The organism is Slackia piriformis YIT 12062, from assembly GCF_000296445.1.
GTDB lineage: Bacteria > Actinomycetota > Coriobacteriia > Coriobacteriales > Eggerthellaceae > Slackia > Slackia piriformis.
Map to the genome: position 1 here is coordinate 831,755 of NZ_JH815198.1, position 26,044 is coordinate 857,798.

24 protein-coding genes are annotated in these 26,044 nt (G+C 57.6%); 18 read left to right on the top strand and 6 right to left on the bottom strand.

What is annotated here, in order from left to right; translation table 11 throughout:
* Positions 1 to 219: 219 nt before the first annotated feature.
* The 13 genes from HMPREF9451_RS03655 to HMPREF9451_RS03715 all read left to right on the top strand — a co-directional run bounded on the left by HMPREF9451_RS03655 (position 220) and on the right by HMPREF9451_RS03715 (position 12,077).
* A complete protein-coding gene (locus HMPREF9451_RS03655) occupies positions 220 to 522 on the top strand; it encodes a hypothetical protein (RefSeq protein ID WP_009138959.1) in 303 nt (100 codons plus the stop codon).
* 619 nt (positions 523 to 1,141) lie between these two features.
* Positions 1,142 to 1,906, top strand: a complete 765-nt coding sequence (locus HMPREF9451_RS03660; RefSeq protein WP_009138960.1) for a sporulation protein — start codon at positions 1,142 to 1,144, stop codon at positions 1,904 to 1,906.
* Between the two features lie 398 nt (positions 1,907 to 2,304).
* On the top strand, positions 2,305 to 3,912 hold the full coding sequence (locus tag HMPREF9451_RS03665; protein ID WP_009138961.1) for a GNAT family N-acetyltransferase: 1,608 nt from the start codon (positions 2,305 to 2,307) through the stop codon (positions 3,910 to 3,912).
* A 69-nt stretch (positions 3,913 to 3,981) separates the two neighbouring features.
* Positions 3,982 to 4,551, top strand: a complete 570-nt coding sequence (locus HMPREF9451_RS03670; protein WP_009138962.1) for a cysteine hydrolase family protein — start codon at positions 3,982 to 3,984, stop codon at positions 4,549 to 4,551.
* A 125-nt stretch (positions 4,552 to 4,676) separates the two neighbouring features.
* Positions 4,677 to 4,805, top strand: a complete 129-nt coding sequence (locus tag HMPREF9451_RS10190; RefSeq protein ID WP_262361688.1) for a hypothetical protein — start codon at positions 4,677 to 4,679, stop codon at positions 4,803 to 4,805.
* A gap of 96 nt (positions 4,806 to 4,901) precedes the next feature.
* The gene (locus HMPREF9451_RS03680; RefSeq protein ID WP_009138964.1) at positions 4,902 to 6,320 is read left to right on the top strand and encodes a DHA2 family efflux MFS transporter permease subunit; all 1,419 of its coding nucleotides are present in this window, start codon (positions 4,902 to 4,904) and stop codon (positions 6,318 to 6,320) included.
* A gap of 2 nt (positions 6,321 to 6,322) precedes the next feature.
* Entirely contained in the window at positions 6,323 to 6,820 is a 498-nt protein-coding gene (locus tag HMPREF9451_RS03685; RefSeq protein ID WP_009138965.1) for a CBS domain-containing protein, read from the top strand.
* A gap of 238 nt (positions 6,821 to 7,058) precedes the next feature.
* Positions 7,059 to 7,796, top strand: coding sequence for a lantibiotic protection ABC transporter ATP-binding protein (locus tag HMPREF9451_RS03690; protein ID WP_009138966.1), 738 nt, complete (start codon positions 7,059 to 7,061; stop codon positions 7,794 to 7,796).
* Positions 7,793 to 8,605 (top strand): lantibiotic immunity ABC transporter MutE/EpiE family permease subunit, encoded by an 813-nt coding sequence (locus HMPREF9451_RS09960; protein WP_009138967.1) that lies wholly within the window; start codon positions 7,793 to 7,795, stop codon positions 8,603 to 8,605. The genes HMPREF9451_RS03690 and HMPREF9451_RS09960 overlap by 4 nt, the downstream gene beginning before the upstream one ends.
* 2 nt (positions 8,606 to 8,607) lie before the next feature.
* Positions 8,608 to 9,468, top strand: coding sequence for an ABC transporter permease (locus tag HMPREF9451_RS03700; RefSeq protein ID WP_009138968.1), 861 nt, complete (start codon positions 8,608 to 8,610; stop codon positions 9,466 to 9,468).
* An 8-nt stretch (positions 9,469 to 9,476) separates the two neighbouring features.
* A complete protein-coding gene (locus HMPREF9451_RS03705) occupies positions 9,477 to 9,863 on the top strand; it encodes a YxeA family protein (RefSeq protein WP_009138969.1) in 387 nt (128 codons plus the stop codon).
* A 91-nt stretch (positions 9,864 to 9,954) separates the two neighbouring features.
* Positions 9,955 to 10,617, top strand: a complete 663-nt coding sequence (locus HMPREF9451_RS03710; protein WP_009138970.1) for a response regulator transcription factor — start codon at positions 9,955 to 9,957, stop codon at positions 10,615 to 10,617.
* A gap of 59 nt (positions 10,618 to 10,676) precedes the next feature.
* On the top strand, positions 10,677 to 12,077 hold the full coding sequence (locus HMPREF9451_RS03715) for a sensor histidine kinase (protein WP_040626009.1): 1,401 nt from the start codon (positions 10,677 to 10,679) through the stop codon (positions 12,075 to 12,077).
* A gap of 71 nt (positions 12,078 to 12,148) precedes the next feature.
* On the opposite strand, the gene HMPREF9451_RS03720 is transcribed toward HMPREF9451_RS03715, so the two are convergent.
* The 4 genes from HMPREF9451_RS03720 to HMPREF9451_RS03735 all read right to left on the bottom strand — a co-directional run bounded on the left by HMPREF9451_RS03720 (position 12,149) and on the right by HMPREF9451_RS03735 (position 18,539).
* Positions 12,149 to 14,140, bottom strand: a complete 1,992-nt coding sequence (locus HMPREF9451_RS03720) for a polysaccharide biosynthesis protein (protein WP_009138972.1) — start codon at positions 14,138 to 14,140, stop codon at positions 12,149 to 12,151.
* Positions 14,141 to 14,311: 171 nt separating this feature from the next.
* Positions 14,312 to 14,851, bottom strand: coding sequence for an anaerobic ribonucleoside-triphosphate reductase activating protein (nrdG, locus tag HMPREF9451_RS03725; RefSeq protein WP_040626447.1), 540 nt, complete (start codon positions 14,849 to 14,851; stop codon positions 14,312 to 14,314).
* A 208-nt stretch (positions 14,852 to 15,059) separates the two neighbouring features.
* Positions 15,060 to 17,282 (bottom strand): anaerobic ribonucleoside-triphosphate reductase, encoded by a 2,223-nt coding sequence (gene nrdD, locus HMPREF9451_RS03730; RefSeq protein WP_009138974.1) that lies wholly within the window; start codon positions 17,280 to 17,282, stop codon positions 15,060 to 15,062.
* Between the two features lie 300 nt (positions 17,283 to 17,582).
* Positions 17,583 to 18,539, bottom strand: a complete 957-nt coding sequence (locus tag HMPREF9451_RS03735; protein WP_009138975.1) for an AEC family transporter — start codon at positions 18,537 to 18,539, stop codon at positions 17,583 to 17,585.
* A 191-nt stretch (positions 18,540 to 18,730) separates the two neighbouring features.
* Here HMPREF9451_RS03735 and HMPREF9451_RS03740 point away from each other — a divergent pair, with 191 nt between their 5' ends.
* The 3 genes from HMPREF9451_RS03740 to yfcE all read left to right on the top strand — a co-directional run bounded on the left by HMPREF9451_RS03740 (position 18,731) and on the right by yfcE (position 21,813).
* Positions 18,731 to 20,050 (top strand): amidohydrolase family protein, encoded by a 1,320-nt coding sequence (locus tag HMPREF9451_RS03740; protein ID WP_009138976.1) that lies wholly within the window; start codon positions 18,731 to 18,733, stop codon positions 20,048 to 20,050.
* A 198-nt stretch (positions 20,051 to 20,248) separates the two neighbouring features.
* Positions 20,249 to 21,286, top strand: a complete 1,038-nt coding sequence (locus HMPREF9451_RS03745; protein WP_040626010.1) for a helix-turn-helix transcriptional regulator — start codon at positions 20,249 to 20,251, stop codon at positions 21,284 to 21,286.
* A gap of 11 nt (positions 21,287 to 21,297) precedes the next feature.
* The gene (gene yfcE / locus HMPREF9451_RS03750; protein ID WP_009138978.1) at positions 21,298 to 21,813 is read left to right on the top strand and encodes a phosphodiesterase; all 516 of its coding nucleotides are present in this window, start codon (positions 21,298 to 21,300) and stop codon (positions 21,811 to 21,813) included.
* Positions 21,814 to 21,916: 103 nt separating this feature from the next.
* Here yfcE and HMPREF9451_RS03755 read toward each other — a convergent pair whose 3' ends face one another.
* On the bottom strand, positions 21,917 to 23,236 hold the full coding sequence (locus HMPREF9451_RS03755) for an NCS2 family permease (RefSeq protein ID WP_009138979.1): 1,320 nt from the start codon (positions 23,234 to 23,236) through the stop codon (positions 21,917 to 21,919).
* A gap of 345 nt (positions 23,237 to 23,581) precedes the next feature.
* Here HMPREF9451_RS03755 and tatA point away from each other — a divergent pair, with 345 nt between their 5' ends.
* Together tatA and HMPREF9451_RS03765 are read left to right on the top strand one after the other, a co-directional pair.
* On the top strand, positions 23,582 to 23,860 hold the full coding sequence (tatA, locus tag HMPREF9451_RS03760; RefSeq protein ID WP_009138980.1) for a twin-arginine translocase TatA/TatE family subunit: 279 nt from the start codon (positions 23,582 to 23,584) through the stop codon (positions 23,858 to 23,860).
* 229 nt (positions 23,861 to 24,089) lie between these two features.
* On the top strand, positions 24,090 to 25,520 hold the full coding sequence (locus tag HMPREF9451_RS03765) for a response regulator transcription factor (protein ID WP_009138981.1): 1,431 nt from the start codon (positions 24,090 to 24,092) through the stop codon (positions 25,518 to 25,520).
* Between the two features lie 37 nt (positions 25,521 to 25,557).
* Here HMPREF9451_RS03765 and crcB read toward each other — a convergent pair whose 3' ends face one another.
* Entirely contained in the window at positions 25,558 to 25,959 is a 402-nt protein-coding gene (crcB, locus tag HMPREF9451_RS03770) for a fluoride efflux transporter CrcB (RefSeq protein ID WP_009138982.1), read from the bottom strand.
* Between the last annotated feature and the right edge of the window lie 85 nt (positions 25,960 to 26,044).

The window sequence follows — 26,044 nt, forward strand, 5'->3', positions numbered from 1 at the left end:
ATGCTCGATCATCGACAATGCTACCGACTTTCCTCGCAGGCGGACTATTGATATTCTACTACAACGAACATTCATTCGTTACGAACATACGTTTGCTCCTTATCTAACGTCTTAAGAACAGCCTTGCGAATCGGAGCGGATTGATGCGACCTCGGGTACAATAAGCCACAATGTTCAAACCCATAAAGTACATATGTTCGTTTTTGAAAGGTGTCGTAGATGAACGAAAAGAAATGCAGGTCGCTCGGTATCGCAAGCATTGTATGCGCCGGCGTTAGCCTCGTCATTTTCGGAGCGCTTCTTGATATCGTCGGCTTTGTTCTCGGAATGCTTGCATTTCGCGGCGCAAAGGGTCTTCTTGCAGCAAATCCGACCGACCCGTACGCGCAGAATGCCTTTAAGCTCGCAAGGATCGGCGTTGTCTTATCGTTGGTTGCTTTCATTGCCAATATGCTCACCGCCGTCTTCCTGATGCCTCAGCTCATGCAGGGATCGATGGGCGTTTCCGGCGCAACGTTTTAGTCGCACGCAAAATATGAATAGCGTCGTTTTCTCAAAGGGCTGTCGTGCGACGGCCCTTTGTTTTGGACACAAGGGTATCCCTACATCGATGAACGGCATTTCGCCTGATTTCAATCGACAGAAGAACGAAATGCATCGATGAAGCGCGTCGATGGTCGGCGGGTCATTAAAGCGCTGCTGAATTCGATAGAGACCATCATTTTTATGACCTAGGGAGTCATAAAAAGACAAAAGTGGGCCTTAGAACGGCTCTCAGGGCTTCATGTCTATAAGGCCTGGTCAAATGCATGAAATAAATGCATTCTGTATTATTGATAATAAGTCTTATGTAAAGCTGTGAACTAAAACGCTACAGGACGCAACAATGCCTCATATGCTTATATCTCCTGGTCAACAGCGATAAATTGCATGTGAGGCTTTATGGAATCGTATGCGGTTTGGGAAAAATCGCGTAATAGATTCCATTTTGCTTCCAGATTTACGGAGACGGTCCGATTGCCGAGAATCCTCCTTCATTGAATACATCCATCACATTGCAGGCTACGATGGATTATGGCGAGGAATCACGGTATTGTTTCACGAGAATTATTCGAGACTCTTCTTTATCAAGGAGGTTTTCATGCTTAACAAGTTGCTAAGATCAATCGGCATAGGAAGCGCTCGAATCGATACGATTCTAAAGGATTCTACCGTAGTCCCTGGAAGCTATCTGAGAGGCGAAGTCCGCATCACAGGAGGAAACGCAGCTCAGGAAATCGAATGCATCTACATGGCACTTGTAACCGATTATGAAATCGAAGTTGATGACAGCACTGTGAATCGCAGCTTCCAACTCGCCAAGACTCGCCTATGCGATCGGTTCGTTGTGCAAGAGGGCCAAGAACTCGTTATGCCCTTCAGCATTCTCGTGCCGCTTTATACGCCCGTATCAATGGGAAAAAGCAAGGTTTGGGTTCAAACTGGTCTTGACATCAAATTCGCAGTCGATCCCCAAGATCGCGATTACGTACAGATTCGCCCGCATGTTTTGATGGGGGCATTTTTACACTCTGCCGAACAGCTTGGATTTCGCCTGTATGAAGTGGATGTCGAAAAGGCCTCTCCCCGCTTCGCCCAAGGCGCTCTCCCCTTCGTCCAGGAGTTCGAATTCAAGCCCGCATCGGGAGAGTTTCGCGGTAGGCTTGACGAGCTCGAGGCGATCTTCTCCTTGTCAGACCAGAGCGCAACCGTCACATTGCAGATCGACCGCCGCGCTCGAGGTATTGGCGGTATGATTTTCGAATCCATGGGACTTGATGAGTCGTATTCCCAATTCTCCTATGGACATTCAGACCTGGCAAACCTGGACACGTATCTAGCAGACGCAATAAGGCGTTTTTGCTAGATACAGCTCAAGGAAACAACCGCTCTGCATGCTTCTCCTTATTATTGTCGTCTCGTTCATATACGCTGTATACTATCCTGTCAAACGTTTTGATGCGGCGGATTTTTAATCGACCGGTTTATTGTCAGAATTGAATCATGCTGCTTCCTGATTCTATTCTAAAGAAACAATTACTACTTTGAACAGGTATAACGTAAACTATACTTTGTATAGTTTACAGAGTATAGCAACTCAGAGACGGATATTGCAGCTACCCTTGCCTTCGGATCCGCTCCCTTTCTACGTCACATTCGCCTCTCTCAGTCCTCTTGCAACTTGCTCGCGCTGTTGCAATAATCGCCATAAGCCCTCGTACTCGGGGGCTTTAGTGTGTAGAAGTTCGTCGAAAGGCCATTCGCATGTCTTCGCAGCAATCCTCTTCAAGCGCAGGCCATGTGGGCCGAGGCATCCTTTTCACCGCAATTGGTGCCTGCTGCTGGGGTTTTTCGGGCACGTGCGCACAGTTGCTTACCAGTACGTACGGAATACCCGTTTCCTGGCTTATTACCGTACGCATGTGCGCAGGCGCGTCTCTCTTCCTTGTTGTGTGCCTTCTGAAAAACTGGCGCAGCTTCCGCGCGGCCCTTCGCGATACACGCTCGTTGCTCCATATGATCATATTCGGCCTCCTCGGCGTGCTCCTGACGCAGTTCAGCTATATTACCTGCATCTCCTACACCAATGCAGGGATAGGCACCGTCCTCGAGAGGCTCGGACTGATCATCATCCTCTTCTATATATGCATCACCGTGCGCCGTCTCCCCCGCGTTCGCGAGGCTCTTGGCGTGCTTCTCGCCCTTGCGGGTGTCTTTCTGATTGCTACCCATGGCAGCTTCGAAGCCTTGGCTATTCCGCCTGAAGGCCTATTCTGGGGCTGCATGACAGCCGTCGCTATGGCCTGCTACACGCTCATTCCCGTCAAGCCTCTCGCGAAATGGGGCAGCTTCATTGTTACCGGCATCGCCATGTCCACTGCGGGAATCACCTCAGCGATCATGCTGCAACCTTGGAATCTCGACGTCTCCGTTTCTTCCGAAGTCATCATCGTTGTCGCCGTCATGGTCGTGGTGGGAACGTTTGCAGCCTATCTGTTCTACCTCCAGGGCGTCAGGGATGCAGGCTCCATGCGAGCCGGCCTCATCGGATGTCTCGAGCCGGTATCAGCCATCGTGATATCGGCGCTGTGGCTTCACACGCCTGTCAGCCTGTTCGACATCATGGGAACCGTTCTCATTCTTTCCATGGTGGCACTCACCACGCAGAAAGATAAGAACGAAGTCCACGACAAGTTCTCCGGCTCGCTTCGCGACGTGCCTCTGTTTCAAGGCAGCGCATCGCATCTCGGTTATTACGAAACCCACCATGCAACAAGCGCTGACCTGAATGCATTCACTGAGGTGATTGAGACGGGAAGGCGTTTCGTAGCGGAACTCGGCATCCTGGAGCCAGGTGAGAAGAAATATCCATCCGAGCGTCGCATCATGCGCGCCATAGACCACGGAGACGCCTACGTGGTGACCATGGATGCCTCTGCCGCTAAAACGGCGCTGAACGACCGGGAAGCATCCATCGTCGACTCCGTCGCCGTAACAGCCGATGGAAAAAGGGCGATCGGGGCTTTCTCGCTCGACATGAACGGCGATCCCGCATATGTGCGCTCGATCGGTGCCGTATGGACCGATTTCTCCGATTCCCATCCTGAGGGCGAAAGCGAATACGCCGCTTTGCATTGGGTGAGCGTCATACCCGAAGCGCGGCGAAGCGGCGTGGGCATGTTTATCCTCGGCGAAGCCGAACGCATGGCGAAGGCGGCCGGCAAATCCTGCATTCGCGCCGATGTCTATGAAGGAAACGAACCGATGAAAAAACTGCTCGAGTGCTACGGATTTCATCCTTGCGGAAAAATCATCTTGCGCAACAGCCTCGGCAAAGAACGGATGCGCAGCGCTTACGAGTTGATTCTGTAAGACATAGCCTTTCTTCTTTTGTATTTTTCCCAGAGGGAACTGACCCTCGCTTCCGGTAAAGGAGCCAACATGATCGACCCTTCGTCCACAGCACTCATCATGATAGATATGCAAAACGGGTTCATAAACGAGGCTTCTCCCCTCTGCATCGCCGGCGCCAAAAAGAGCATTCCCGCTTGCAGACGGGTTCTTGAATATGCACGAGAAAACGTCGTGCCCGTCTACCATGTCGTTCGCCGCTATGCCGCCGACGGCTCCGACGTCGAGCCGTGCCGATACGATATATGGAAAGACGAACGCCCCCTCTCTGATGCATGCCCCGAGGAAATCGGATCGTTGGAACCTGCCGAGTTAGCGCCTTTGGCGGACGAAGTCACCGTTGTAAAGCCTCGTTTTTCGGCGTTTTTCCAAACAGACCTTCATGCAAGGCTTCAAAAGCAAGGAATTGACACGCTCTTGCTTACGGGCACTACTACACCTAATTGCATACGCTCCACCTGCTATGACGCGCTTTCCTACAACTACGACGTCATTGTCGTAGAAGACGCCACTTCCTCTCGAAACGAAGACGTGCAGCGCGCCAATATGGAGGATATGGCCTTTATCGGCGCGCGCATCATTCGAAGCGTCGACCTGTAGCGTTTGGAAACAGGGCCGGACATTCCTGCGTGCGACCGCGTAAGACGCAGTGCCGAAGAAACACCTTGCATGCCGAAAACGTGGAGGGATCGCGAGATGCCTTGACCGCGTTATGGCGTCTCGATATGGTATCCGCCATGTTTTCTTCCGTCGCTCATATCTATCACCACGTCCGCATGATGGGCGATTTTGCCATGCGGGAAGAAACCATGCAGGCGGTCGGCTCCACGAGCCTTTCCGCTATGCTCATCTAAGACCAGCTCCGAAATCTCATACAACACGAAAACCGCAGCTCCGTATGCTCTGCATGCGTTGCGTTGTATTCCCTCGTTTCGGAAAGGAACCTTCTTTTGAGCACTTCCCCTTCATCTAATGACGTCCGTAAGGCAACACGCCATGAAATAATGGTTGTCGGCATCGTCATCGCAGGTGCGTTTCTCGCTATCCTAAACCAAACCGTCCTTGCTCCCGCCTTACCGGGGCTTATGGAGACGTTTCAGATCAACGCAGGCACCGCACAATGGGTGACCAGCATATACATGTTGGTCAACGGCATCATGGTCCCTGTATCGGCGTATCTTATTGACAAGTTCCCCACGCGAAAGCTGTTTTTTGCATCGATGGGCGTGTTCATCGCCGGCACCGTTCTTTGCGCAATGGCCCCGACATTCGAAATTTTGATTGTCGGGCGAATCCTGCAGGCAGCGGGCGCGGGCGTGCAGATGCCATTGGTCGCTGTCGTGCCCATGCTGATCTTTCCGCCCGAAAAGCGCGGAACGGCCATGGGTATGGCCGGCATCGTCATGTCGGTTGCCCCTGCTGCAGGCCCGGTGGCCGCAGGAATGATTATCGATTCCATGGGCTGGCGTGCAATGTTTTGGTCGATCGCCCCGCTGGGCATTATCGTACTGGTCGCCAGCATCTTCTTGCTCAGCAACGTCGGCGAATTGAAGAATCCTCGTCTCGATATGCCGTCCGTGCTGCTTTCCACCGTAGCGTTTGGCGGTCTGCTTTACGGCTTCTCGAGCGCATCGAGCCTGGGCTGGACGAACCCCGTCGTCATCGCGGTCATCGTCATAGGCGCCCTGTGCCTCATCCTTTTCGTTCGTCGCCAGAAAAAACTCGACGAACCCCTGCTGCAGCTCGCTACCCTGAAATCCGACGTCTTCGCGTCCTCGGCCATCATTGTGACCCTGATCAACTGCGCAGCCGCCGTAACGAACGTCACGCTGCCTATTTTCCTGCAGAACGTCTTGGGAGCGAGCGCGCTTGAGACGGGCATGGTCATGATGCCCGCTGCAGCCGTCGGCATCATCATCAGCCCCCTCTCGGGTGTCATCTTCGACAAATTCGGTCCTCGCTGGATCACTGTGGGCGGCCTGGCCCTGATGAGCGCAGCGCTCTTCGGATTCTCGCGCATCGGATCGGACAGCACGCTGCTTGTTGCCGCCGTTCTGTGCACATGCATGGCGGCGGGCCAGACCATGGCCAACATGCCCGCGAACACCTGGGGCATCAACGCGCTTTCCAACGACATGATCGCTCACGGCAACGCGATCAGTAACACGGGCCGCCAGGTGGGCGGCGCCATCAGCACGGCGTTGATCGTAACCGTCATGACTATGGTGACATCGGCCAATGCATCAAGCGGCCTGGCCGAATCGACCGCTTTGGGCGTTCAGGCGGCCTATGGAATCTGCGCGCTCGTCGGCGCTGCGACGCTTGTGTTCGCTATCGTGAAGGTTCGTTCGAAAAGCAAGGAGGCATAGACATGGAAACGGTAACGGTCGGATCGATCATGGAGCGCGACGCCTATTCGTGCTCGGCGCAAGCGACGCTCAAGGATGTGACGAAAAGCCTCATCGATCGAGGGGTAAGCAGCTTGCCGGTGGTCGACGACGACAACCATGTGGTCGGATTCATTAGCGACGGCGACATCATGCGCGCGATCGCCGAGCATAAGACCCGCTCTATATTCTCGGGCGGCGCTCCTACCATGCTGTACTACGACGACGAAACCATCGAACAGAAGGTGCTTTCGCTCAGGGAGCGCAACGTAATGGAGCTTGCCACGCGCAAAGTGCTGTGCGTGACGGAGAACCAGAGCGTGGGGCGCGTGGCGGACACGTTGGCGAAAAAGAAGTTCAAAAAGCTTCCCGTCATCGACGAGCACGGTCGCCTTGTGGGCGTCATTCGCCGCTCGAGTATCATGCGCTACGCCTTCGAACTGCTCTTCCACGACAACGAGAATAAGAAGCAGGATGAATAGAGGCGTTCGGACAATTTAAGCCGACAAGCACCGGGGCCCTGGCAAATGCCAGGGTCCTGGTGCGTCCGCGTGACGAACACGCAGAAGCGAACGCGGCCGCATGCGCCGCGTTTCATTCTTCGGACCAGAAATCGGCCGTCGTATTTTCTTCTCTATCTTTCAAGTTTCTTTAGAAACGTCATCCATGCTGGATACAGCGAGAAAACGTCGTCAAATGAAATGAGAGATAGGAGAACGCATGGAATGCCTTTTGGAAACGCGCGCGTTAACGAAATCGTTCGGACGCGGCGAGCGCGCGCAGACCGCGGTCGATGCCGTGGACATGCACGTGGAAACAGGGCGCGTTTACGGGCTGCTCGGCCCGAACGGCGCGGGGAAATCGACGCTGCTTAAAATGGTCACCGGCATGCTGCGCCCTACCTCCGGCGACATCCTGTTCGATGGACGTCCTTGGCGCCGTGAAGACCTTTACGACATCGGATCGCTTATCGAACATCCCCCGCTCTACCCCAATTTGACCGCGCGCGAGAACCTGCGCGTACGCTGCGCCATGCTCGGCATCGACGATGCGCGTATCGAGGAGACGTTGGAAACGGTGAGCCTCGCCGACACTGGGTCGAAGCGCGCGGGAAGTTTCTCGCTTGGCATGAAGCAGCGTCTCGGCATTGCGCTTGCCCTCGTAGCGCACCCGAAGCTACTTGTGCTCGATGAGCCGGCCAACGGCCTTGACCCTATAGGCATCGAGGAGCTACGGGAGCAAATCCGTTCGTTTGCCGATGCGGGCATCACCGTAGTGGTGTCGAGCCACATCCTCACCGAAGTGGCCCATGTGGCAGATCGCATCGGCATTATCGTGAAAGGAACGCTTGCCTTCGAATCCGATTTCACCGAAGACATCAATTTGGAAAAGCTGTTCATGGATGTGTGCCGCAACAAGGCGCAGGAGAACGCGGCAGAGAAAGGCGGCAACCGATGAAAGCAAAATCGCAGCCTCGCCGCAAGGCCTCGCACAAGAGCCTGCGTGGCTTTCGCGAAGCGTTCGCGGCGGAAGCCATGAAAGGGGCCCGTACGGCGGCGCGCAAAACGGCGCTTTTCTCCCCGCTGTTCACGTGTCTGCTCGGTTTGATGAGCTCGGGCCTTGTCGCCGGCGGTCATGGGCCGGGCGGCGCGGGGTTTAACACCTACGGTTGGTGCTGGTGGTATACGCTTTTACTGCCCGTCGCCATCGCGCTTGTCACGGCAGGCGTGGCCAACATTGACGTGAGGCAGAAATTTCACGGCATCATGAGCGCGCCCATGCGTCTTGAAGGCGTCTGGCATGCGAAGGTCGCCTACGCGTTCATACTGGTTGTGGTGGCAAACCTCGTGGTCGGTCTTAGTTCGAGCGTAATCTGGCTGTTGGGCGGAAACGCCGCAGACCCACTTGCAAGCGCGGGTATGATTGCGCTTCTGAGCGCGTCTTCTCTCTGGATGATTCCTGCGGGGCTTTTTCTCACCATGCGTTTCGGCATGCTCTGCGGCATTGCCATGCCGCTTCTGATGCAGTTGGCCGCCGGCATTGCGTGCTATGCGAACGATATATGGTGGCTATTGCCGCCTGCGGCAGCCATGCGGCTGTGCTCTCCTTTGGCGGGCGTAGCTCCTTCGGGCGTACCGCTTATGCCGGGGGAAGCGTTCGGCGTCGTAGACGGCGCATGGACCGCCGCATTGTTCGTCGCCGTTGCGTTCGGTTTTGCGCTCGTCTTTACGGGCGCAACGTGGTTCGCCAAACGAGAGGTGAACTAGCCATGATACGCTCTTATCGTTTGGTGCGTGGCGCATGCCGCCAGCGCCGATCCACCTTCTCTACCCTCTTGCGCTCCGAAATGATACGCCTGCATCGGTCTTCGATCGTGATGCTGCATGTGGCACTCGCTGCGGCGATCGGCCTTGCCGCAGGAGCGTATTTCGCAACTACACCATGGGACCCGCTGCTTGCCTACGATGCATTCGTGCAGCTTCTGGGCGCAGGCGCGGCGCTTCTTGCCGGCATCTCCTGCGGACTATCGCTCGACACCGAACGCGAGGCGGGCGAGTACGCCAACCTCTTAGGCCATCCGTTGCGCTGCCGTGCATTCGGCGCAAAAGGTGTCGTACTGCTGGAATTGGGCGCGCTGGCCTGCCTGTGCGCACTGCTGCTGTTCCTCGGCATACTGGCGATGGCCGGCAAGCCCACGCCTTCTGCATCGACCGTCCTGTTGTCATTCGCCGCCTTGGCAGCAGGCTCGACCACGCTTTACGCCATCGCCCTCACAACAGCGCTCGCATGGGGGCGCAACGCCGCCATCGCCATTGGCGCGCTGGGCTTCATGATTGCTCTTGCATCGCTCGGTGGACTGGGAAACGGCCTGGTCACAGGAACGCTAAGCGCTTCGCTTGCGCCGCTTGCCCTGATAGCCGTCCCCTTTACGTGGCCTGCGCGTCTCGCCGCGCTCAGCGTCGAGGTTCCCTTGGCCGCGGCTATGCCGCATGCACAAGAAACGCTCGATGCGCTGCTTGCCAACGCCGCCACAAGCACCGCCCTGTGCGCAGTGGGCACGATCGTCTCGATCATCCTGTGGCTCATATGGGTGAAACGCTTCGAAGATCGGCGCCGTACGAAAGAATAGGAGCTGTCATGGCCCGCAACAAAACTCTGATTCCTCTCGTTGCCGCACTTGTCATCGTGGTGGTCTGCACCGCAGCCGGCGCCTGGGTCGCGCAAAGTCGCGATGCATGGTTTGTCAGAACCATGCTTGACCGCGCGGCTCCTTGGCAGCAGCCAGACATCTGCTATGCGCCCACGCCCGATGCCGAATCGTATTTCCAGATTTACGACGACGCCGCGGGCGCCTACGAGAACTACGTCTACGAAATTAAGGCCGAAGACGCCGAAGGAACAGCTCGACGCGTGGTGTTGGTGTCTTTCGGTACAATGCTCGACGAGAACAAGCCCTACGTCAAGATGAGCGTGAAAGGCTCGAGCGTTTGCGCATGGGAATACGCCGATGCTCCGGGCGATTGACCGAACATGCCGATACGTTTGAGCCCCGATGAGCGCAGGCCAGCCTAGAGCAGCTTGCGCGTAGCGCAACGAAGAAAGGAGCGAACCGAATATGGCCAGGATTCTTGCCATAGACGACGAGCCGACGATTCTATCCTTGCTCGCGACCATCTTGAAAAAGGACGGCCATGAAGTGACTGCCGTCGAAAGCGCGGATAGGGCTCTCGAGCTGAATCTCTCCCGCTTTGACCTTATACTGTGCGACGTCATGATGCCCGGCACCGACGGGTTTGCTTTCGTGTCGGTCGTACGAGACCGTCTTGACTGCCCTATCGTTTTTCTCACGGCGAAAAGCGAGGAAAACGATGCGGTGACGGGGCTATCGGTTGGAGCCGACGACTATATCAGAAAGCCGTTCGGCGCGGCGGAGCTTCGTGCGAAAGTGAGCGCTCATTTGCGGCGCGAGCGTCGTGAACATCATGCGGCGCTTTCGTTCGGAGACATACGAATAGACCTGGCCGCGAAGCAGGTTTTCGTGCGCGGCGAGCTTGTCAAGCTGACGAAGTCCGAATACGAGATATGCGCGCATCTGGCGAAGCATCCGGGACAGGTGTTCTCCAAGGCGCAGATTCTGCAATCTGTGGCAGGTTGGGACGCCCGAAGCGACGCCTCTACCGTCGCCGTGCATATAGGCAACGCCCGATCGAAGCTGAAGGACGTCGGCGTATCGCCGATAGAAACGGTCTGGGGAATAGGATACAAATGGATAGGCTGAATCCGAACGGAAAACATCGGGCGAAATTCGCAGCATCGCATGAAAAGACACGACGCGGCATGCCGTTTTCCCTCGTCATCGCCAGGTATTTCGTCTATGTGCTGATAGGGTCGCTCTTTGTGGCAGGCGCCGTAGTGTCGCTGCTTATCGCAGCCGTAAACTCAGGCGTGCTCTACCCCAGCAATTATGCGAGCATCGACCATGAGACGATGGTCGGAAAGATAGAAGCGCGCGGCACCGTTGAGGACGACGACGTGCCGTCATGCTACCGGTGGGGCGTCTTCGACAAGACGGGAAAGCTTGTTGAAGGAGATTTCGATGCGCGAAGCGAGGAATTGGCCGAAGCCTTTCTTCGTGACGGCAGCGTGGATTCCGTGGCCTATTCTTCCCCGCTAGGCTCACCCGTCTATGCAACGAGTGCATCCTTGGAAAACGGCGACGTATGCGTGCTCATCTACGATTTCAACCCCGACTTTGTCTCCAAGGCACTGCGAGACGCTTTCCCCGATCCCCAAGGCGCCGTCCTGCTTTTGGGCGCCGTTCTGTTCGCGGCCATGCTTGCCCTCATCGCCATGCGCGCCTCCCATGTGCTGCAGCGCAAGCTCTCCCCTCTCGTCGATGCCGCACGGCGCATCGGAAGCCGCGATCTCGATTTCAAGATCGCGCGCGGAAACGTACGCGAGACCAACGAAGTCCTCGACGCAGTCGACGAGATGCGCCTATCGCTCAAAGAATCGCTCGAGGAGCAGTGGGCTTGCGAGCAAGCGCAGCAAGAGGCGTTTTCCTCCCTGGCGCACGACTTGAAAACGCCGTTGACTATCGTCCGCGCCAATGCCGACCTGCTTCTCGAAAGCGAGCTTGAGGCGGAGCAAAAAACGTGCGTGGCCCAGATTCGCGACGCCTCGCTTGATATGAAGGAATTTATCGAACGCATCATCGGCCTATTTCGCGCAGCCCCTTCCCCTAAAGAAGGCGACGCCGCCTTGGCCGATGCATGCTGCGCCGATATCGTCTCGAAGGCGGAAGCGCTCGCCAAGGCGCGCGGCTACCGCATCCAAACGACCCGAGAACAGTTCGGCCGACGTCAAGTCGCCCATGCCGCCGATATGGCGCGATGCATGATGAACCTTGTGGACAATGCGATGTCGTACGCGCCGCCCGAGACAACGGTGCATCTTGCGTTTTCCGAATCGAGCCTCCCCGATTCTCCTCATTCCCGCGCGCTGCGTATGGATGTGGAAGACGAAGGCCCCGGATTCTCCGAAGAAGCCCTCGCCCGCGCGACCGAACGTTTCTACCGACAAGATGCCGCACGTTTGCATGATGGACACCATGGCCTGGGGCTTCATATCGTGCAGAAAGAGATGCGCCGCTGCAGCGGAGCGTTGCATCTCGAGAACACGGAAAAGGGGGCTCGAGCGACGCTCTTCATTCCTCTTCTGGATGAACAGAAGGAGTAAAAGGCCTTTGATGCCGACGCGATTCGCCATGCCAGAGCCTCGGCAATACCGAAAAGCGGTTCGAAACGATGCTATCGCCTGAACCAGGACCCCAAACGGGTCTTCTTACCCGATGCCGCCCGCGCGTGCGCCCCACCGAGGTCGACCGTTTCACCGCGAAGAGCGTTGCGCTCCTCTTCGATGCGCTTGCGCTCCTTTGCCTGGCGCACCAGCTCTTCGCGCTGGGCGGCCTTGCGCTCGCGGTCACGCTGCATTCGCTGCATCTCACGCGCATCTTCCTCTGCGCGTTTGCGGTCGATTTCCTCCCAATGGGCGCGCTCCATGCGCGTCATCGAGCGTGCGGCCGCATGACGGGTGTCAGACAGGCGGGCCGACGAAGAGCCTGCACGAGGCATCGCCGTCTTCATCCTGGTCGTAGCACTCGGAGCGGCTGCGTCGCCCAGCCTGTGCGTGAACTGGGCATCGCTGCGCAGCGCGACCGTCGGCGCGCTCGGCCTTTCCGAGTAATGCGCCGCGTTTTCGCCCAGAACAAGGGTCGCATCGTCCTCAGACGGTATATTTTGAGTCGCGAACGGCTCATCTGCGATAGCATCCGGCACAACATCGAATCCGTCGGGTTCGACGCCGCCCGCATGCTTGTCGAAAGACGCACCCGAAACGACAGAGCGCATGGCACGCGTCTCGTCGGCGGCGTAGGCCGCGCTCGTCGTGGCGCTCGGCTGGCTTTCTCCGCGTTTGAAGAAGTTCATGCGAATGGAGACATATTCCATCACGAGCAGCGACAAAAGGATGCACATGACGATCAGATACGACAGCACGGCACCCGAAAGTCCGGTGAAGCCAATGAGCAGAAGCGGCACGAAGATGGAGAATGCAAACGTGAGCAGGTACAGCTTCGTAACGTCTTTCTGCCGACGGAGCACGGTGATGGCCTGGTAGAGGAAGTCGATTACAGCCGTTACGCCGCCGGCGGCGATCATAACAAAGCTCAAACCCCGGAAGGGCTCGAAATCGATGCCGTAGAGAAAGCTCATGATGGGAATGCCGATCCAACCCATGAAGCCCATGACAAGGGCGGTCAGGGCAACGGTAACGCCGACGATGGCGAAGATGGCAAGGTCGAAGCGCTTGCGGCGTTTCGGGTCGGCCCAGACCTCGGCAAGACGCACGAGCAAGGGCTTGTAAATCATGCTGACCGTGAGAAGGATGCCTTGCGCCGGGAAGTACAGAGCGTTGAAGTACAGCTGGTTTTCATAGGCCAGCATGCCTTCCATGACGAACTTCGGCATATTCTCGATAAGATTAAACAAAAACAGCGCCACGAACAGAGGGAAGCACTGCTTGAGCAGCTCCACGACGCCTTTCGGGCTCCAACGGCGCGACTTCGGGGTTTCGAAAAACGCGAGAGGAAGCGTGAGCACGAGAAGCGAAGCAACGGCCGCCACCGCCATGGCGATTGAGGCTACAGCAAGGTTGCGCGTGACGAGCAGGAGAAGTGAAAAGACCACGACGACCGCGACGGAGCGCAGCGCCTGGGAAAGACCCGCCAGATACATTTTGTCCGCCTGCTGCAGGCGGCCTTCGTACACGTCCGCCAAAGCGTCGACCATCTTATAGAGATAGACGCCCATGCAGATGGTGAACATCCGACCGTCGTAGCCGCGCATGAAACAGTAGGCAACGCCTACGACCATCATGACGATGCAGGTGATGACACGATTGACTTGGTAATCGGAAAAAGCATATCGCTCGGAAAGATCGGACACCTGAAACGTTCGCACGCCGTAATTGCCCATGAACATGAGGACGAGGCCCGTGATGAAGGCCATGGAGAACATGCCTGCCTGCTCTGCGCCCACAAGCTGTGTGACAACGATCGTGAGTAGCGGGAAGACCATGCCCCACATGCCCACGCCGATGCTGGTGCACACGAAGTCTCGGCGAGTCCTGTGCGATGCATACTGCTCTTCCTGATCGCCTAAAGAGCGCTCCGATACGGCTCCGAGAAGACGATTGCACCATTCGTTGGTTATGCGCACGAGATAGTTTTGCTTATGCGCCATGCAGCAGGTCGACCCCCTTCGTGAATCTTGAAACGAAATCTAGTCTAGCGCGATTGCTCGCAAACAAACGATAGGAGGCGGCTTTTCAGCAGAGATCCACGCTTGCAAGAAACACGCCGGCAAGCGCGATACCGAAAAGGGGCGAAACGTGCATTTCGCACACGACCGGCCTTACAGGGCGTGCGAAGAGAACAGAGGGTCATCCTCCCACAGAATCACAGATCCCGCCTTGCGCGTCGCGTTGAGGTCGATGACACGCTGGTTGCTCGATCCCCGAAAACGCAACGTGATGTCCTTCAGCGATTCGACGAACGGCCCATCGACAAGAACGTCGATGCAAGCGAGCATGCGCTCGGTCTCCCCCGTCTTTTTCTCGCCGAGGAGTTCTTCAAACGTGTCACCCGTATAGCACCATATCGTTTTGCTGGGATAGGTCTTTTTCACCTTCTCGAGAAAGTCCACGAGCCCTTTCTGGTTCTCAGGCTCCATGGGCTCTCCACCGAGGACGGAAAGACCGTCGATATAAGTCGGGGCGAGACTTTCGATAATCGCCTGTTCGACCGACTCGTCGAAAGGATTGCCTGCAGTGAAGCTCCAGGCCTCTTCGTTGAAGCAAAATGGGCAGCGTCTGCGGCAGCCGGACACGAACAGGCTGGTGCGCACACCTTCCCCGTTGGCGATATCGCAGTATTTGATCGTCGAATAATGCAACGCGAGCTCCTTTCGTCTGGTGCCTTTCTGGCAGCATCCGCCGTTGTATCCTGCATCCACGCGCGAAAACGGCACGTAGAGCCTGCAGAGGACGCGTCGCGCAGACCCCGCAGACAGCAACCGCCCCGTTGCGGGGCGGTTGCGCAAACCTTGACGTGAGCGAGCGCGGCCATCTTTTCGCGAAACCGCGCGACGGCGCCGAATACCGCTAAAGATGCAGCACGCGATCGCGGATTTCTTCGGTACGGCCCTGATTCCAGAACTGCGTTCCGATGTAGCCGCACGTACGACGGGCCACGTTGAGCGTGTCCTGATCGCGGTTGCCGCAATGGGGGCACTCCCACACGAGCTTGTTGTCGTCTTCGACGATAGCGATCTCTCCGTCGAAGCCGCACTTCTGGCAGTAGTCGCTCTTCGTGTTGAGCTCGGCGTACATGATGTTGTCATAGATGTACTGCAGCACGCGGATGACCGCCTGCAGGTTGTCCTGCATGTCCGGAACCTCGACATAGGAGATGGCTCCGCCCGGCGACAGGCGCTGGAACTCGCTTTCGAACTTCAACTTCGTGAACGCGTCGATTTCCTCGGACACGTGCACATGGTAGCTGTTGGTGATGTATCCCTTGTCGGTGATGCCCTCGATCAGACCGAAGCGGCGTTGCAACGCTTTGGAGAATTTGTACGTCGTGGACTCGAGCGGCGTGCCGTAGAGGGAGAAGTCGATGTCGCTTTCTTCTTTCCACTCGGCGCACTTGTCGTTCATGTGCTGCATGACGGCCATGGCAAACGGCGTGGCCGCAGCGTCGGTGTGGCTCTTGCCCGTCATGTATTTCACGCACTCGTACAGGCCGGCGTATCCCAGAGAAATCGTGGAGTATCCGCCGAACAGCAGCTTGTCGATAGGTTCGCCCTTCTTGAGGCGTGCAAGCGCGCCGTACTGCCACAGGATAGGCGCAGCGTCGGAAAGGGTTCCCCTGAGACGTTCGTGGCGGCACATCAGGGCCTTGTGGCACAGCTCGAGACGCTCGTCGAAAATCTCCCAGAACTTCTGCTCGTCGCGGCCCGAGGAGCATGCGACGTCGACCAGGTTGATGGTAACGACGCCCTGGTTGAAGCGGCCGTAGTACTTCGGCTTGCCGGGCTCGTAGTTGCCGGCGTTTGCCACGTTGTCGAAGCCGTTGCCCGAGCGATCGGGGGTCAAGAAGCTGCGGCAGCCCATGCAGGTGTAGCAATCCCCCTCGCCCGGCGCCTCTCCTTTGGAAAGCTTGAGCTCGCGCATTTTCTTCTCAGAGATGTAGTCGGGCACCATGCGCTTTGCCGTGCATTTGGCAGCGAGCTTGGTAAGGTAGTAATATGGCGAGTCCTCGTGCACGTTGCTTTCCTCGAGCACGTAGATGAGCTTGGGGAAAGCCGGGGTCACCCATACGCCCGCTTCGTTTTTAACGCCTTCGTAGCGCTGGCGCAGCACCTCCTCGACGATCATGGCAAGGTCGTGACGCTCGGCCTCGGTACGGGCCTCGCCAAGGTACATGAACACCGTGACGAAGGGGGCCTGACCGTTCGTGGTCATGAGCGTGACAACTTGATACTGGATGGTCTGGACGCCGCGGCGGATTTCGTCGCGCAGACGGTCTTCGACGACCTCGTTCACCTTATCGGAGGTGGTCTCAAGACCAAGCGTGTTGATCTCGGAAAGAACCTGGCGACGAATCTTCTGACGGCTCACCTCGACGAACGGCGCCAGATGCGTAAGCGAGATGGACTGGCCGCCGTACTGACAGCTGGCCACCTGGGCGATGATCTGCGTGGCGATGTTGCACGCCGTGCTGAAGCTGTGAGGACGCTCGATGAGCGTGCCGGAGATGACCGTGCCGTTCTGAAGCATGTCCTCGAGGTTCACGAGGTCGCAGTTGTGCATATGCTGGGCGAAGTAATCCGAGTCGTGGAAGTGGATGATGCCTTCTTCGTGGGCCTTCACGACGTCGGCGGGAAGAAGGATGCGCATGGCAAGGTCTTTCGAGACTTCGCCTGCCATATAGTCGCGCTGCACGGAGTTGACCGTGGGGTTCTTGTTCGAGTTCTCCTGTTTGACCTCTTCGTTGTTGCATTCGATCAAGGACAAAATCTTATCGTCGGTGGTGTTGGCAACGCGCTTGAGGCTTTGCACGTAGCGATAGATGATATAGGCGCGGGCGAGCGCGAAATTGCCCAGGGCCATGATTTCGTTTTCGACCATGTCCTGGATTTCCTCGACAGAAACGGCGTGGCCCGCGGATTCGCAGCGCTCCTCCACGCGATGCGCAGCGGCAAGAATCTGCTCTTCGCTCAGACGATCATCTTCGGCAACGTCGGAATTCGCGCCCTTTATGGCGTTGACGATCTTCGTTATGTCGAAGACGACCTCCGAACCGCTGCGTTTGATGATCTTCATGATTTCACCTTTGACCCTTCGTGCGACCGCATGAGGCCGCCGTTGAACCTGCCCATAAAAAAGAACCGTTCGGGAAAAGAGTTCCCTTGGGTTCGGGATGCTTATGATACGCCATTTAGGCACAATATATTGTGAATTCTTATTGAATCGACCTAGAATTTGTGTTTACGCAGGTCGGCATGCATAGGAGCCCGTCACGGCGGAAAAACGAAGAATTCTCGCGAAAAGCGCTTGACGAAAAACGAATGACGCATTCGCCCACGTCGCAAACGGCATCGCTGCACGGCGCACCTGCAAGCGCTAAGCAAGCCCGAGGCAGCGCAGGAGATAAATCCAGACGGTCAGGCTGAAAACGCTGCCGAGCGTCGTGATCATGACGATCGCGGAAGAAACCGCGCCCTCGTATCCCATGTTGCGCGCCATAACGAACGAGCTCACTGTAGTCGCCGATCCGAGCATGAAGAGCAGCGCCATCAACTCTTCGCCCCGATAGCCCAACGCGACGCATACGGGAAGGAACACGGCGCACAATCCGAACAGCTTGATGACCGACGCTCCGAGAGACGCCCCCGCCTCTTCGCGCATTCGTCGGAAGTCGGCCATCGCACCCATGGCCACAAGGCCGAGCGGCGTCGCAAGCCCTGCGACGGCATCGACCGCCTTGCCCGCCGCCTCCGGCATAGGCAACCGAAGAGCGGCCCACAGCAAACCCGCCGCAATTCCTACGATGATAGGGTTGGTGACGATGTCCCGCGTTACGCCCAAAAGCATCGCGCGGGCTCCTTTTCGTTTCGCCCGAGAATCGTCGGCGCAAACCGCAAGGATCACCACAGCCGCCGCGTTGTAGAGGGGAACAACCCCGATGATCATCATGGCCGCGGCCTGAGACGAGCCGTAGATGTTTTGCATCAAAGCGACGCCGAGTATGGCGACGCTGCTTCGGTAGGCGCCTTGGATGAATTCCCCGCGTGTTGCTCTGCTTTTAACGAATGCAGACGCCACGCAGGCAAAAACGATGCTTGCAAGCGTAATCAAAGCACAATCGAGCACGAAACGGGCATCCCATTCTTGGGCAAGGTCGACCGACGAGATATCGCGGAAAAGCAAAACGGGCAAGGCGACGCAGAAGACGAACATGTTAAGCCTGCTTGCGAATGCCGCATCGACAACACCGATGCGCCGCAGGATAATGCCGAGCACCATGAGGAGAAACACCGGCATCGTTGCATTGAGACTGAAGATCAGATGGGCACCCATGGCGGCTCCTTGCGCTATCGGAAATTCGTTGAATCATACGCCCCGCACGCGAATGCAAATAAGACGACGTTCGTCGGACGCGATTCTCTGCCGCATCGCGCTACAATGTCCTATGGATTATAGAGCAATGCAGCCAGGGGTGTGCGGCTTTGACAGGCCCAAAGCGAGCATTGCGCCGCAAAGGAGAACCCATGGGAAAGACATACGCGATACTGAACGCAACGATTCTCGACGGAACCGTCGAAATGAAAGCGATGGCAAACCACGGCGTCATCGTCGGCTCCGAAGGACGCATCGAGGAAGTCGGCCCCTCGGAGCGGCTGCGCGTCGAAAAAGACATGAACGTCATCGACCTCGGAGGCAGGGTCCTCATGCCCGGCCTCACCAACATGCACGTGCACCTCTGCGGCAATGGCAGACCGACGAGCGCCAAAGCGGCAGGAGACCTTATCGACAAGGTGGTATCGAACCCGGTCGGCATGGCCTACCTGCGCCATCGCATAAAAAAATCGGCGATTAATCAGCTCATGAGCGGCGTAACCACCCTCCGCAGCGTCGGCGACCCCGGGTTTGCCGACGTCGACGTGCGAGACGCCATCAATGCCGGAAAGTACCTCGGGCCGCGCATGCTCACTTCAGGCACGGGAGTCACGGTTCCCGGCGGCCATGGGGCGGGCCTGTTCGCCCGCATCGCCGAAACCCCCGCCGACGCCCGCCAAATCGTCCAGGCCTGCCACGACCGTCGCTGCGACCTTATCAAGCTTTTCATCACAGGCGGAGTGTTCGATGCCGAAGTAGAAGGCGAGCCGGGCGTCGTGAGAATGTCTCTCGACATCGCCCGAGCAGCATGCGAGGAGGCGCATCGTCTCGGCATGCATACAGCCGCCCACATCGAAAGCACCGACGGCGTCTTGCTCGGACTGAAGGCCGGAGTCGATACCATCGAGCATGGGGCACACCTCACATCCGAGGCCATCAAGCTCTTCAAGAAGAACGGCCTCGGCAATTCTTCCTCGCTCACCTGCACCATCTCACCCGCCATTCCCTTCGCCAAGCTTTCTCCCGAAAAGACCCATTCCACCGCCGTGCAGAAAGTCAACGGGGACATCGTCTACAAAGGCATCGTCGAGGCGGCGTCGCAGGCGCTCAAGACGGGGATTCCTGTCGGGCTTGGAACCGACTCCTCGTGCCCATACGTCACCCATTACGACATGTGGCGCGAAGTGGCGTACTTCCAGAAGCATGTGGGCACGAGCAACGAATTCGCGCTTCATACCGCCACTTTGGCCGGGGCGCAGCTTCTCGGCATCGGCGAAGAAACAGGCTCGATCGAGCCGGGCAAAAGCGCGGACATGATCGTGCTCGAGGGCGATCCGTTGAAAGATATTTCCGCCCTGCGCAACGTGAGCGAGGTGTTCATGCGCGGAACGCGCATCGAGCGCCCGCGCGTACGGCATATTGCCGCACTCGACCGAGAGCTCGATGCGCTCATGGAATTGCTGGAAGGCTAGCTTAGGTCACACGTTTCCCTCGATTCGCCTTGCATTGCCCTGAGCTGGGGTTTGCAACCGCAAGGCGCATGAGAATCGAGGAAAAAGAACCGTGCAGTTGGTGGATTCGGGCCGCATGCTACCCCATACTGAACGGCAGCCGGCACCGTAGTTTCCGCCAGGACGCACCCGCAGCCCTCTAGCACGAAAGGCATCCCCATGAGCTTTCGCAACAACCTTCAACACCTTCGCGCAACTCGCAATATGACCCAGGAGCAGCTTGCCATGTTTCTGGGCGTCTCGCGCCAGTCCGTGACGAAATGGGAGGCCGAGAAAAGCTATCCCGAAATGGATAAGCTCTTGAAGATGTGCTCGTTTTTCGAATGCTCGCTTGACGACCTGGTCACAGACGATTTGACGAACCGCCCTGCAGAAGATGCGACCGCGCCGAAAATGCCCGGCGGACCCGCGACCGACGTATGCGGCTACGACGACCATGCGAAATCGCTTGCTTGGCGCATCCCCACCGGAATCGCTTTCATCATGCTCGGTATCGCATGGACCATCTTTGTGGACGGAGGCCCTACGGGCATTCTGCACGAAGGAGACCTGCTTGCCGTCGCCGGCCTGTTCGCCGGCATCGTGGCGGGAATGGCCGTGCTTATCCCCGCCGGAATGCGCCACAGCGCTTTCGTAAAATCCCATCCGTATATCGAGGATTTCTATACAGACGAAGAGAAAACGAAGGCGCGCAAGCAGCTTGGAGTCGGCATTATCGTAGGTATCGCCGATGCGTTCCTGGGCATCCTCGCCATGATAGCCACAGACAATAGCGCCCACGAAAATCTGGGCGGGGCTATCATGATGCTCCTTTTCGCCTGCGCCGTCTTGATCATCGTGAACAAAAGCATGTTGTACGCCCGCCTGAACCTGGCCGAGTACAATAAGAACGCCATTGACGAACTCGAGGTCGAGGACATCGTCAAGGCCGCCATAGACGAACAGCGCAAGAAGACGCTGCTTGCCGCCCATGGCGTCAAGACCCGCAAAGAACGCATCACGGGCAGCTTATGCGGCGCAATCATGATTATCGCCACCATTGCCGGCCTTGTCATGCTCTTCCAGCCGATAGCCCAAGGCATAGACCCCGATGACGTGAACTGGACGGCTAACATGTTCTGGATGGCATGGGTGATAGGCGGATTGTGCTGCGGTATAGTAGCCCTCCTGGTAAACGCGTTCGTCGAAGACGAGTAAGGGAGAAGCGTATGAAACTTCTTGTTGCGTCCGACATTCACGGATCGGCATATTGGTGCCGAGTGCTCATGGATCGAATCGAAGAGGAATCGCCCGACAGAATCATCCTCTTAGGCGACCTTCTCTATCACGGCCCTCGCAACCCCTTGCCCGACGAATACGACCCCAAGCAGGTCGCCGCCATGCTCAATAGCATTGCCGAACGTGTCGTTGCCGTACGGGGCAACTGCGATTCAGAAGTCGACCAGATGATGCTTGAGTTTCCCTGCCTGGGAGATTACGCGCTCGTCGTAGACGAGTACAAAACGATATTCGCCACCCACGGCCACGTCTTCGGCCCGGAAAACGTGCCGCCTTTGCCCGGGAGCTCCATGCTGCTTTCAGGGCATACGCACGTAAAGACAAGCGACGTAAGAGACGGAATCATCTTCGCCAACCCGGGAAGCATCTCTCTTCCCAAAGACGGATCGAACAGCTACGGCATAGTGGAACAGGGCGTTTTTCGAACCGTCGAGCTGCACGGATAAAGACACTCGAACGAAGGAAGGGGGCGAACCTTCAAAGGTCAGCCCCCTTCTTTCACCATGATGCGCACCGAAAAAACGCGCCTGCCGATTCACCAATCGAGCGCTAGCCTAAAATGAACATGACCAGAAACGCCGCAGCCGCAACCCACATGAGGGGACGCACTTCGCGAGCTTTTCCCTGGAAGACCTTGATCACGCAATACGAGATGAATCCGAACCCGATGCCGTTCGTAATCGAGTAGGTCATAGGAATGCCGAGAATCGTGACGAATGCGGGAAATGCGAACTCTATCTTCGACCAGTCGACATTGGCCACCCCCGAAAGCATGAGATAGCCAACCACGACAAGCGCGCCGCATGTTGCAGATGCAGAGACCATACCGATCACCGGGGCGAGAAACGCGCATGCGACGAAAAGAATCGCCACCACGATATTGGACAGGCCCGTACGCGCGCCCGCAACCGCTCCCGCCGTCGACTCGACGAACACCGTGATGGAGCTCGCTCCGAAGAAGCCGCCCGCGGCGGCGGCGGCCGAGTCAACCGTGAGAATGGGCTGTATGTCTTTCACATTTCCGTCCTTGTCAGCGAAATCGCCCTGCTCGGCCACGGCGACGACCGTGCCCATGGTGTCGAAGAAGTCGCTCATGAGGAAGGAGAAGACGAACAGCAGCAACGCAGGCTGCAAGGCAATCTGCACGATAGCCATGGTATCTGTCCCCGGAATCGTCTGAAACGGCGCAGCGAAGGCCGAGAAATCAAGTCCGGCGCTCCATTGCGTGGGAAGACTCGTCACGCCGAGCGGTATGCCGACAAGCGTCGCCAACACGATGGAAATAAGCAAAGCGCCTTTGACCCTGAGAACCTGCAGCACAACAGCGCAAAGAATCGAGAACAGCGCAACAAGAACCGTCGGAGAATGGACATCCCCCAGCGCAAGAAGCGTGGATTCGTTCGATACGACCAAGCCGCTTCCCTGCAAGCCAATGAACGCGACGAACAAGCCTATGCCGATGGCTATCGCATGGCGAAGGCTCGCCGGAATGGCGTCCATGACGGCCGTTCTCAAGCCGCAGAGAACGAGCACGAGAATGACAATGCCCTCGACGAACACGACGGCCATCGCCACACGCCAATCCACGGCATGTTCCCCCATACACAGCGTGAACGGAATGATGGCGTTGATACCCATGCCCGACGCAAGCGCGATAGGCCTGTTGGCCACGAGGCCCATGACCGCAGTCATGGCTGCCGCGCCGAGGCATGTCGCGGTAAGGGCCGCTTGGTACGGAATGCCGGCCGCCTCAAGCAGCGGAGGATTGACGGCGACTATATAGGCCATGGCCAAAAACGTCGTAAGGCCGCCGACGAGCTCGTTGCCGACCGTACTGTTGCGCTCGGCGATCTTGAAAAATGAGTTCACGTTTTCGTCCTCTCGTAGCAGACAATGCGCAATGCTCCTCCGCATCCGCACGGAAACTTCGGCCGTCGCGCTGCGGAAGATCGCAAATGGAAAACGTGCGTCATTGTACCATTCGTCCGACGCTTTTCTGCCGCCTTCTTTGTTCGCGCGAAAACAAAGCCGCCCATTCGAAAACTACGCTATTACTCAATATGCATGACACGATATTTCGCAATCACCAGGCATTTCATCGACTTGCACGATAGAGCGCACGATAGCCGAAAGCATAGAATGAGTCCAACGAAACGGCCCCGGCTACGGCGGCCCACCGCAATCGACGTACGAACCATTCGCAAGGAGTCAGTCATGAAAATCTTCGGTCTCGGAATGCCAGAGCTTCTCATCATCCTCGGAGTCGCGCTTCTCATCTTCGGCCCCAAGCATCTCCCGAAGCTCGGCAGCGCCCTTGGCAAGACCATCAAAAACCTGCGAGAAGGCTTTAGCTCCGGTGACGGAGTGATTAAGAAAAGCGAATCGGAAGAGGAAGAGGCTCCCGCGCCGAAGCGCAAGAAGAAGGCCCCCAAGCAGATCGAGGCCGCCGCAACCGTCGAAGAAGAGACGACCGAGCAGGCTGCAACCGCTTAAACCGCACTCGGGCCATCGAAAAACGAAGCCGACGCTCCCTTCCTACGGTCGGCTTCCCGAAGCGCCCCGTTAGGTATGAGAAAGCCCGCGCAATTTCGTGCGGGCTTTCTCATACCATGCCACAAGGCCGGGTCCGCCAGCAAAAGCACCCGTTTTCCCACGAAGTCTTCGAAGTCTTTTCCCGATGAGACGATCGTTTGCTATCATGGCCTAGTCAGAAGGAGTCTTCGTGAGCAAAATCGTTATGGAAACACCCGTTCCCTCAGCCCGCCGTATCGCGGGCTTTTCTTGCTACCAGGGCTTCGTCTTCGCCTTGTTCTACATGGGAGCCAACAAAGGATTGCCCCTCGGGACGTTCGTCCTTGAGCGGGCCGACCTGCTTTGTACGCTTCTGTGCGCCCTCGCCACGCTTCTGGCCATGATTCGCTTCCCGCAAGCCGCCAATCGCGTCTTGGAAAGCGACGCCGCGCTCGCCACATGCGCTTTCATGCTCATGGCGGGCGCTTTCGTGCCGTCTTTCGTCATACCCTCGCCGCTCCTCGGTCTCGTGGTGGAAGGCCTTCTTGTCGGAGTGCCCATGGCAACGCTGCTGGGAGCCTGGGGACGCGTGCTCGGCCTATCCTCGCCGCGGGTGGCCACCTGCGAGATTTTCGCGTCGTCCGCCATCGCCGGCGCTGTCTGCTTCGCGGCCTCCGCATTCGGCCCCGGCGCCTTCTCGTTTTTGACGATCGCCTTTCCCGCTGCAAGCGTCGGTATGCTCCTCGTCACCGGCGCAGGACGGTCTTCGTCTTCGGACGATGCTCCCCTCCCGCTTCACGCATCGGAAAACGCACCGGCCGGCGCTTCGCGTCACGTCCGCATGCTCTCGAGGCGAATGCTTGCCGGGGCGCTTCTGTATGGAGTCTCGGCGGGTTTCATGGAGGCGTATCGCTCCGATCCGGGAACGCTTACCACCCCCACGCTACCCGCGACGTTGCTCATTCTGGCTCTGTTCTGCATCGCCGTGCTCCAATCGCTTCTTACAAGCAAAGCGCATGAGAAAAACCCCCTCGGACATACCTATCGCATCGTCTTGCTCGTCACCATGGCCGGCTTCCTCTTCGCCCCCGTCCTACAGAACAGCGGCGTTCCAGGCGAAGCCATCGTGCTCGCCGGATTCCTCGGTCTCACGGCAACCTATCTCGCCTTGTTCATAGCGGCATCGACGCTTGCGGGCATCGATTCTTCCCATATGTTCAGGCGGGGTTTCGCCGCTTTATACGCGGGCGAGGCTCTCGGAATCGTCGTCTCGAACGTGTTCGACTGCCTGCCTTTCGCCGATTGGGCGACATACGCAATGCTCGCATCCGCCGGCCTGGCGACGCTCATCTCGTATTTGTTCCTTTTCACCGAGACGGATTTCGAGGAGCTTTCCGCCGTCGTGGACGCCGTCGACCCCATGCAGGCCATGCATGCCGCGATCGTCAAATCCGCGAAATTGTCGGAGCGCGAATCGGAGGTTCTCGCCCTTGCGCTCAAGGGCCGGACCAACGAGCGCATCGCCCGGGAGCTCTGCATAGCGAAGAGCACGGCCGACACGCATCTGCGACGAATCTACGCCAAGGCGAAGGTGCACAGCCGCCAAGAGCTGCTTGATTACGGGGAAAAACTCGTTCGATGAAAGCGGGCGGGGTCGACAGGACGAGAAGGAGCCTCCGTCAGCCGCGCGCCCCAAGGCATGCATGGGCGATTGCCCTTCCCGCCATAACGCCTGCAAGGCACGCCCCCAGGCTCACGGCCGCATTCGCGCCCGCCATACCCCATGCGCCCGATTCGAGCAACTGCACCGTTTCGAGGCTGAACGTGGAGAAGGTGGTAAAACCTCCCAAGACGCCCGTGACGGCGAACAGACGCACATGGTCGCGCCCCGCAAACGGCCCTTCGAACAAAGCGGACAACACTCCAATGACGAAGCATCCAAACACATTCGCAATGAGCGTAGCGACAGGAAATCCTCCGAGAAACGCCTCGGGCGCAAACGCCGCAACGGCAAGCCCGACCGCATAACGGCCAACCGCACCCAGCGCGCCTCCAAGGGCCACCGCGCACAATTCCAACATCCAAGCCTCCTTGCCCCGTATTCGCACGCGACAACAAGCCGCCCGCCTCGGCGCGATTCAGCCTATCGGACGGTCGGATTCATAC

What these genes read in the sequence shown, in the direction of transcription:
- HMPREF9451_RS03685 (WP_009138965.1), top strand. Translation starts at nt 6,323, where the DNA reads ATGGAAACGGTAACGGTCGGATCGATCATGGAGCGCGACGCCTATTCG.
- yfcE (WP_009138978.1), top strand. Translation starts at nt 21,298, where the DNA reads ATGAAACTTCTTGTTGCGTCCGACATTCACGGATCGGCATATTGGTGC.
- HMPREF9451_RS03735 (WP_009138975.1), bottom strand. Translation starts at nt 18,539, where the DNA reads ATGGGTGCCCATCTGATCTTCAGTCTCAATGCAACGATGCCGGTGTTT.
- HMPREF9451_RS03705 (WP_009138969.1), top strand. Translation starts at nt 9,477, where the DNA reads ATGGCCCGCAACAAAACTCTGATTCCTCTCGTTGCCGCACTTGTCATC.
- HMPREF9451_RS03740 (WP_009138976.1), top strand. Translation starts at nt 18,731, where the DNA reads ATGGGAAAGACATACGCGATACTGAACGCAACGATTCTCGACGGAACC.
- HMPREF9451_RS03670 (WP_009138962.1), top strand. Translation starts at nt 3,982, where the DNA reads ATGATCGACCCTTCGTCCACAGCACTCATCATGATAGATATGCAAAAC.
- tatA (WP_009138980.1), top strand. Translation starts at nt 23,582, where the DNA reads ATGAAAATCTTCGGTCTCGGAATGCCAGAGCTTCTCATCATCCTCGGA.
- HMPREF9451_RS03700 (WP_009138968.1), top strand. Translation starts at nt 8,608, where the DNA reads ATGATACGCTCTTATCGTTTGGTGCGTGGCGCATGCCGCCAGCGCCGA.
- HMPREF9451_RS03710 (WP_009138970.1), top strand. Translation starts at nt 9,955, where the DNA reads ATGGCCAGGATTCTTGCCATAGACGACGAGCCGACGATTCTATCCTTG.
- HMPREF9451_RS03690 (WP_009138966.1), top strand. Translation starts at nt 7,059, where the DNA reads ATGGAATGCCTTTTGGAAACGCGCGCGTTAACGAAATCGTTCGGACGC.
- HMPREF9451_RS03660 (WP_009138960.1), top strand. Translation starts at nt 1,142, where the DNA reads ATGCTTAACAAGTTGCTAAGATCAATCGGCATAGGAAGCGCTCGAATC.
- crcB (WP_009138982.1), bottom strand. Translation starts at nt 25,959, where the DNA reads ATGTTGGAATTGTGCGCGGTGGCCCTTGGAGGCGCGCTGGGTGCGGTT.
- nrdD (WP_009138974.1), bottom strand. Translation starts at nt 17,282, where the DNA reads ATGAAGATCATCAAACGCAGCGGTTCGGAGGTCGTCTTCGACATAACG.
- HMPREF9451_RS03745 (WP_040626010.1), top strand. Translation starts at nt 20,249, where the DNA reads ATGAGCTTTCGCAACAACCTTCAACACCTTCGCGCAACTCGCAATATG.
- HMPREF9451_RS03720 (WP_009138972.1), bottom strand. Translation starts at nt 14,140, where the DNA reads ATGGCGCATAAGCAAAACTATCTCGTGCGCATAACCAACGAATGGTGC.
- HMPREF9451_RS03715 (WP_040626009.1), top strand. Translation starts at nt 10,677, where the DNA reads ATGCCGTTTTCCCTCGTCATCGCCAGGTATTTCGTCTATGTGCTGATA.
- HMPREF9451_RS03655 (WP_009138959.1), top strand. Translation starts at nt 220, where the DNA reads ATGAACGAAAAGAAATGCAGGTCGCTCGGTATCGCAAGCATTGTATGC.
- HMPREF9451_RS03665 (WP_009138961.1), top strand. Translation starts at nt 2,305, where the DNA reads ATGTCTTCGCAGCAATCCTCTTCAAGCGCAGGCCATGTGGGCCGAGGC.
- HMPREF9451_RS09960 (WP_009138967.1), top strand. Translation starts at nt 7,793, where the DNA reads ATGAAAGCAAAATCGCAGCCTCGCCGCAAGGCCTCGCACAAGAGCCTG.
- HMPREF9451_RS10190 (WP_262361688.1), top strand. Translation starts at nt 4,677, where the DNA reads ATGGTATCCGCCATGTTTTCTTCCGTCGCTCATATCTATCACCACGTC.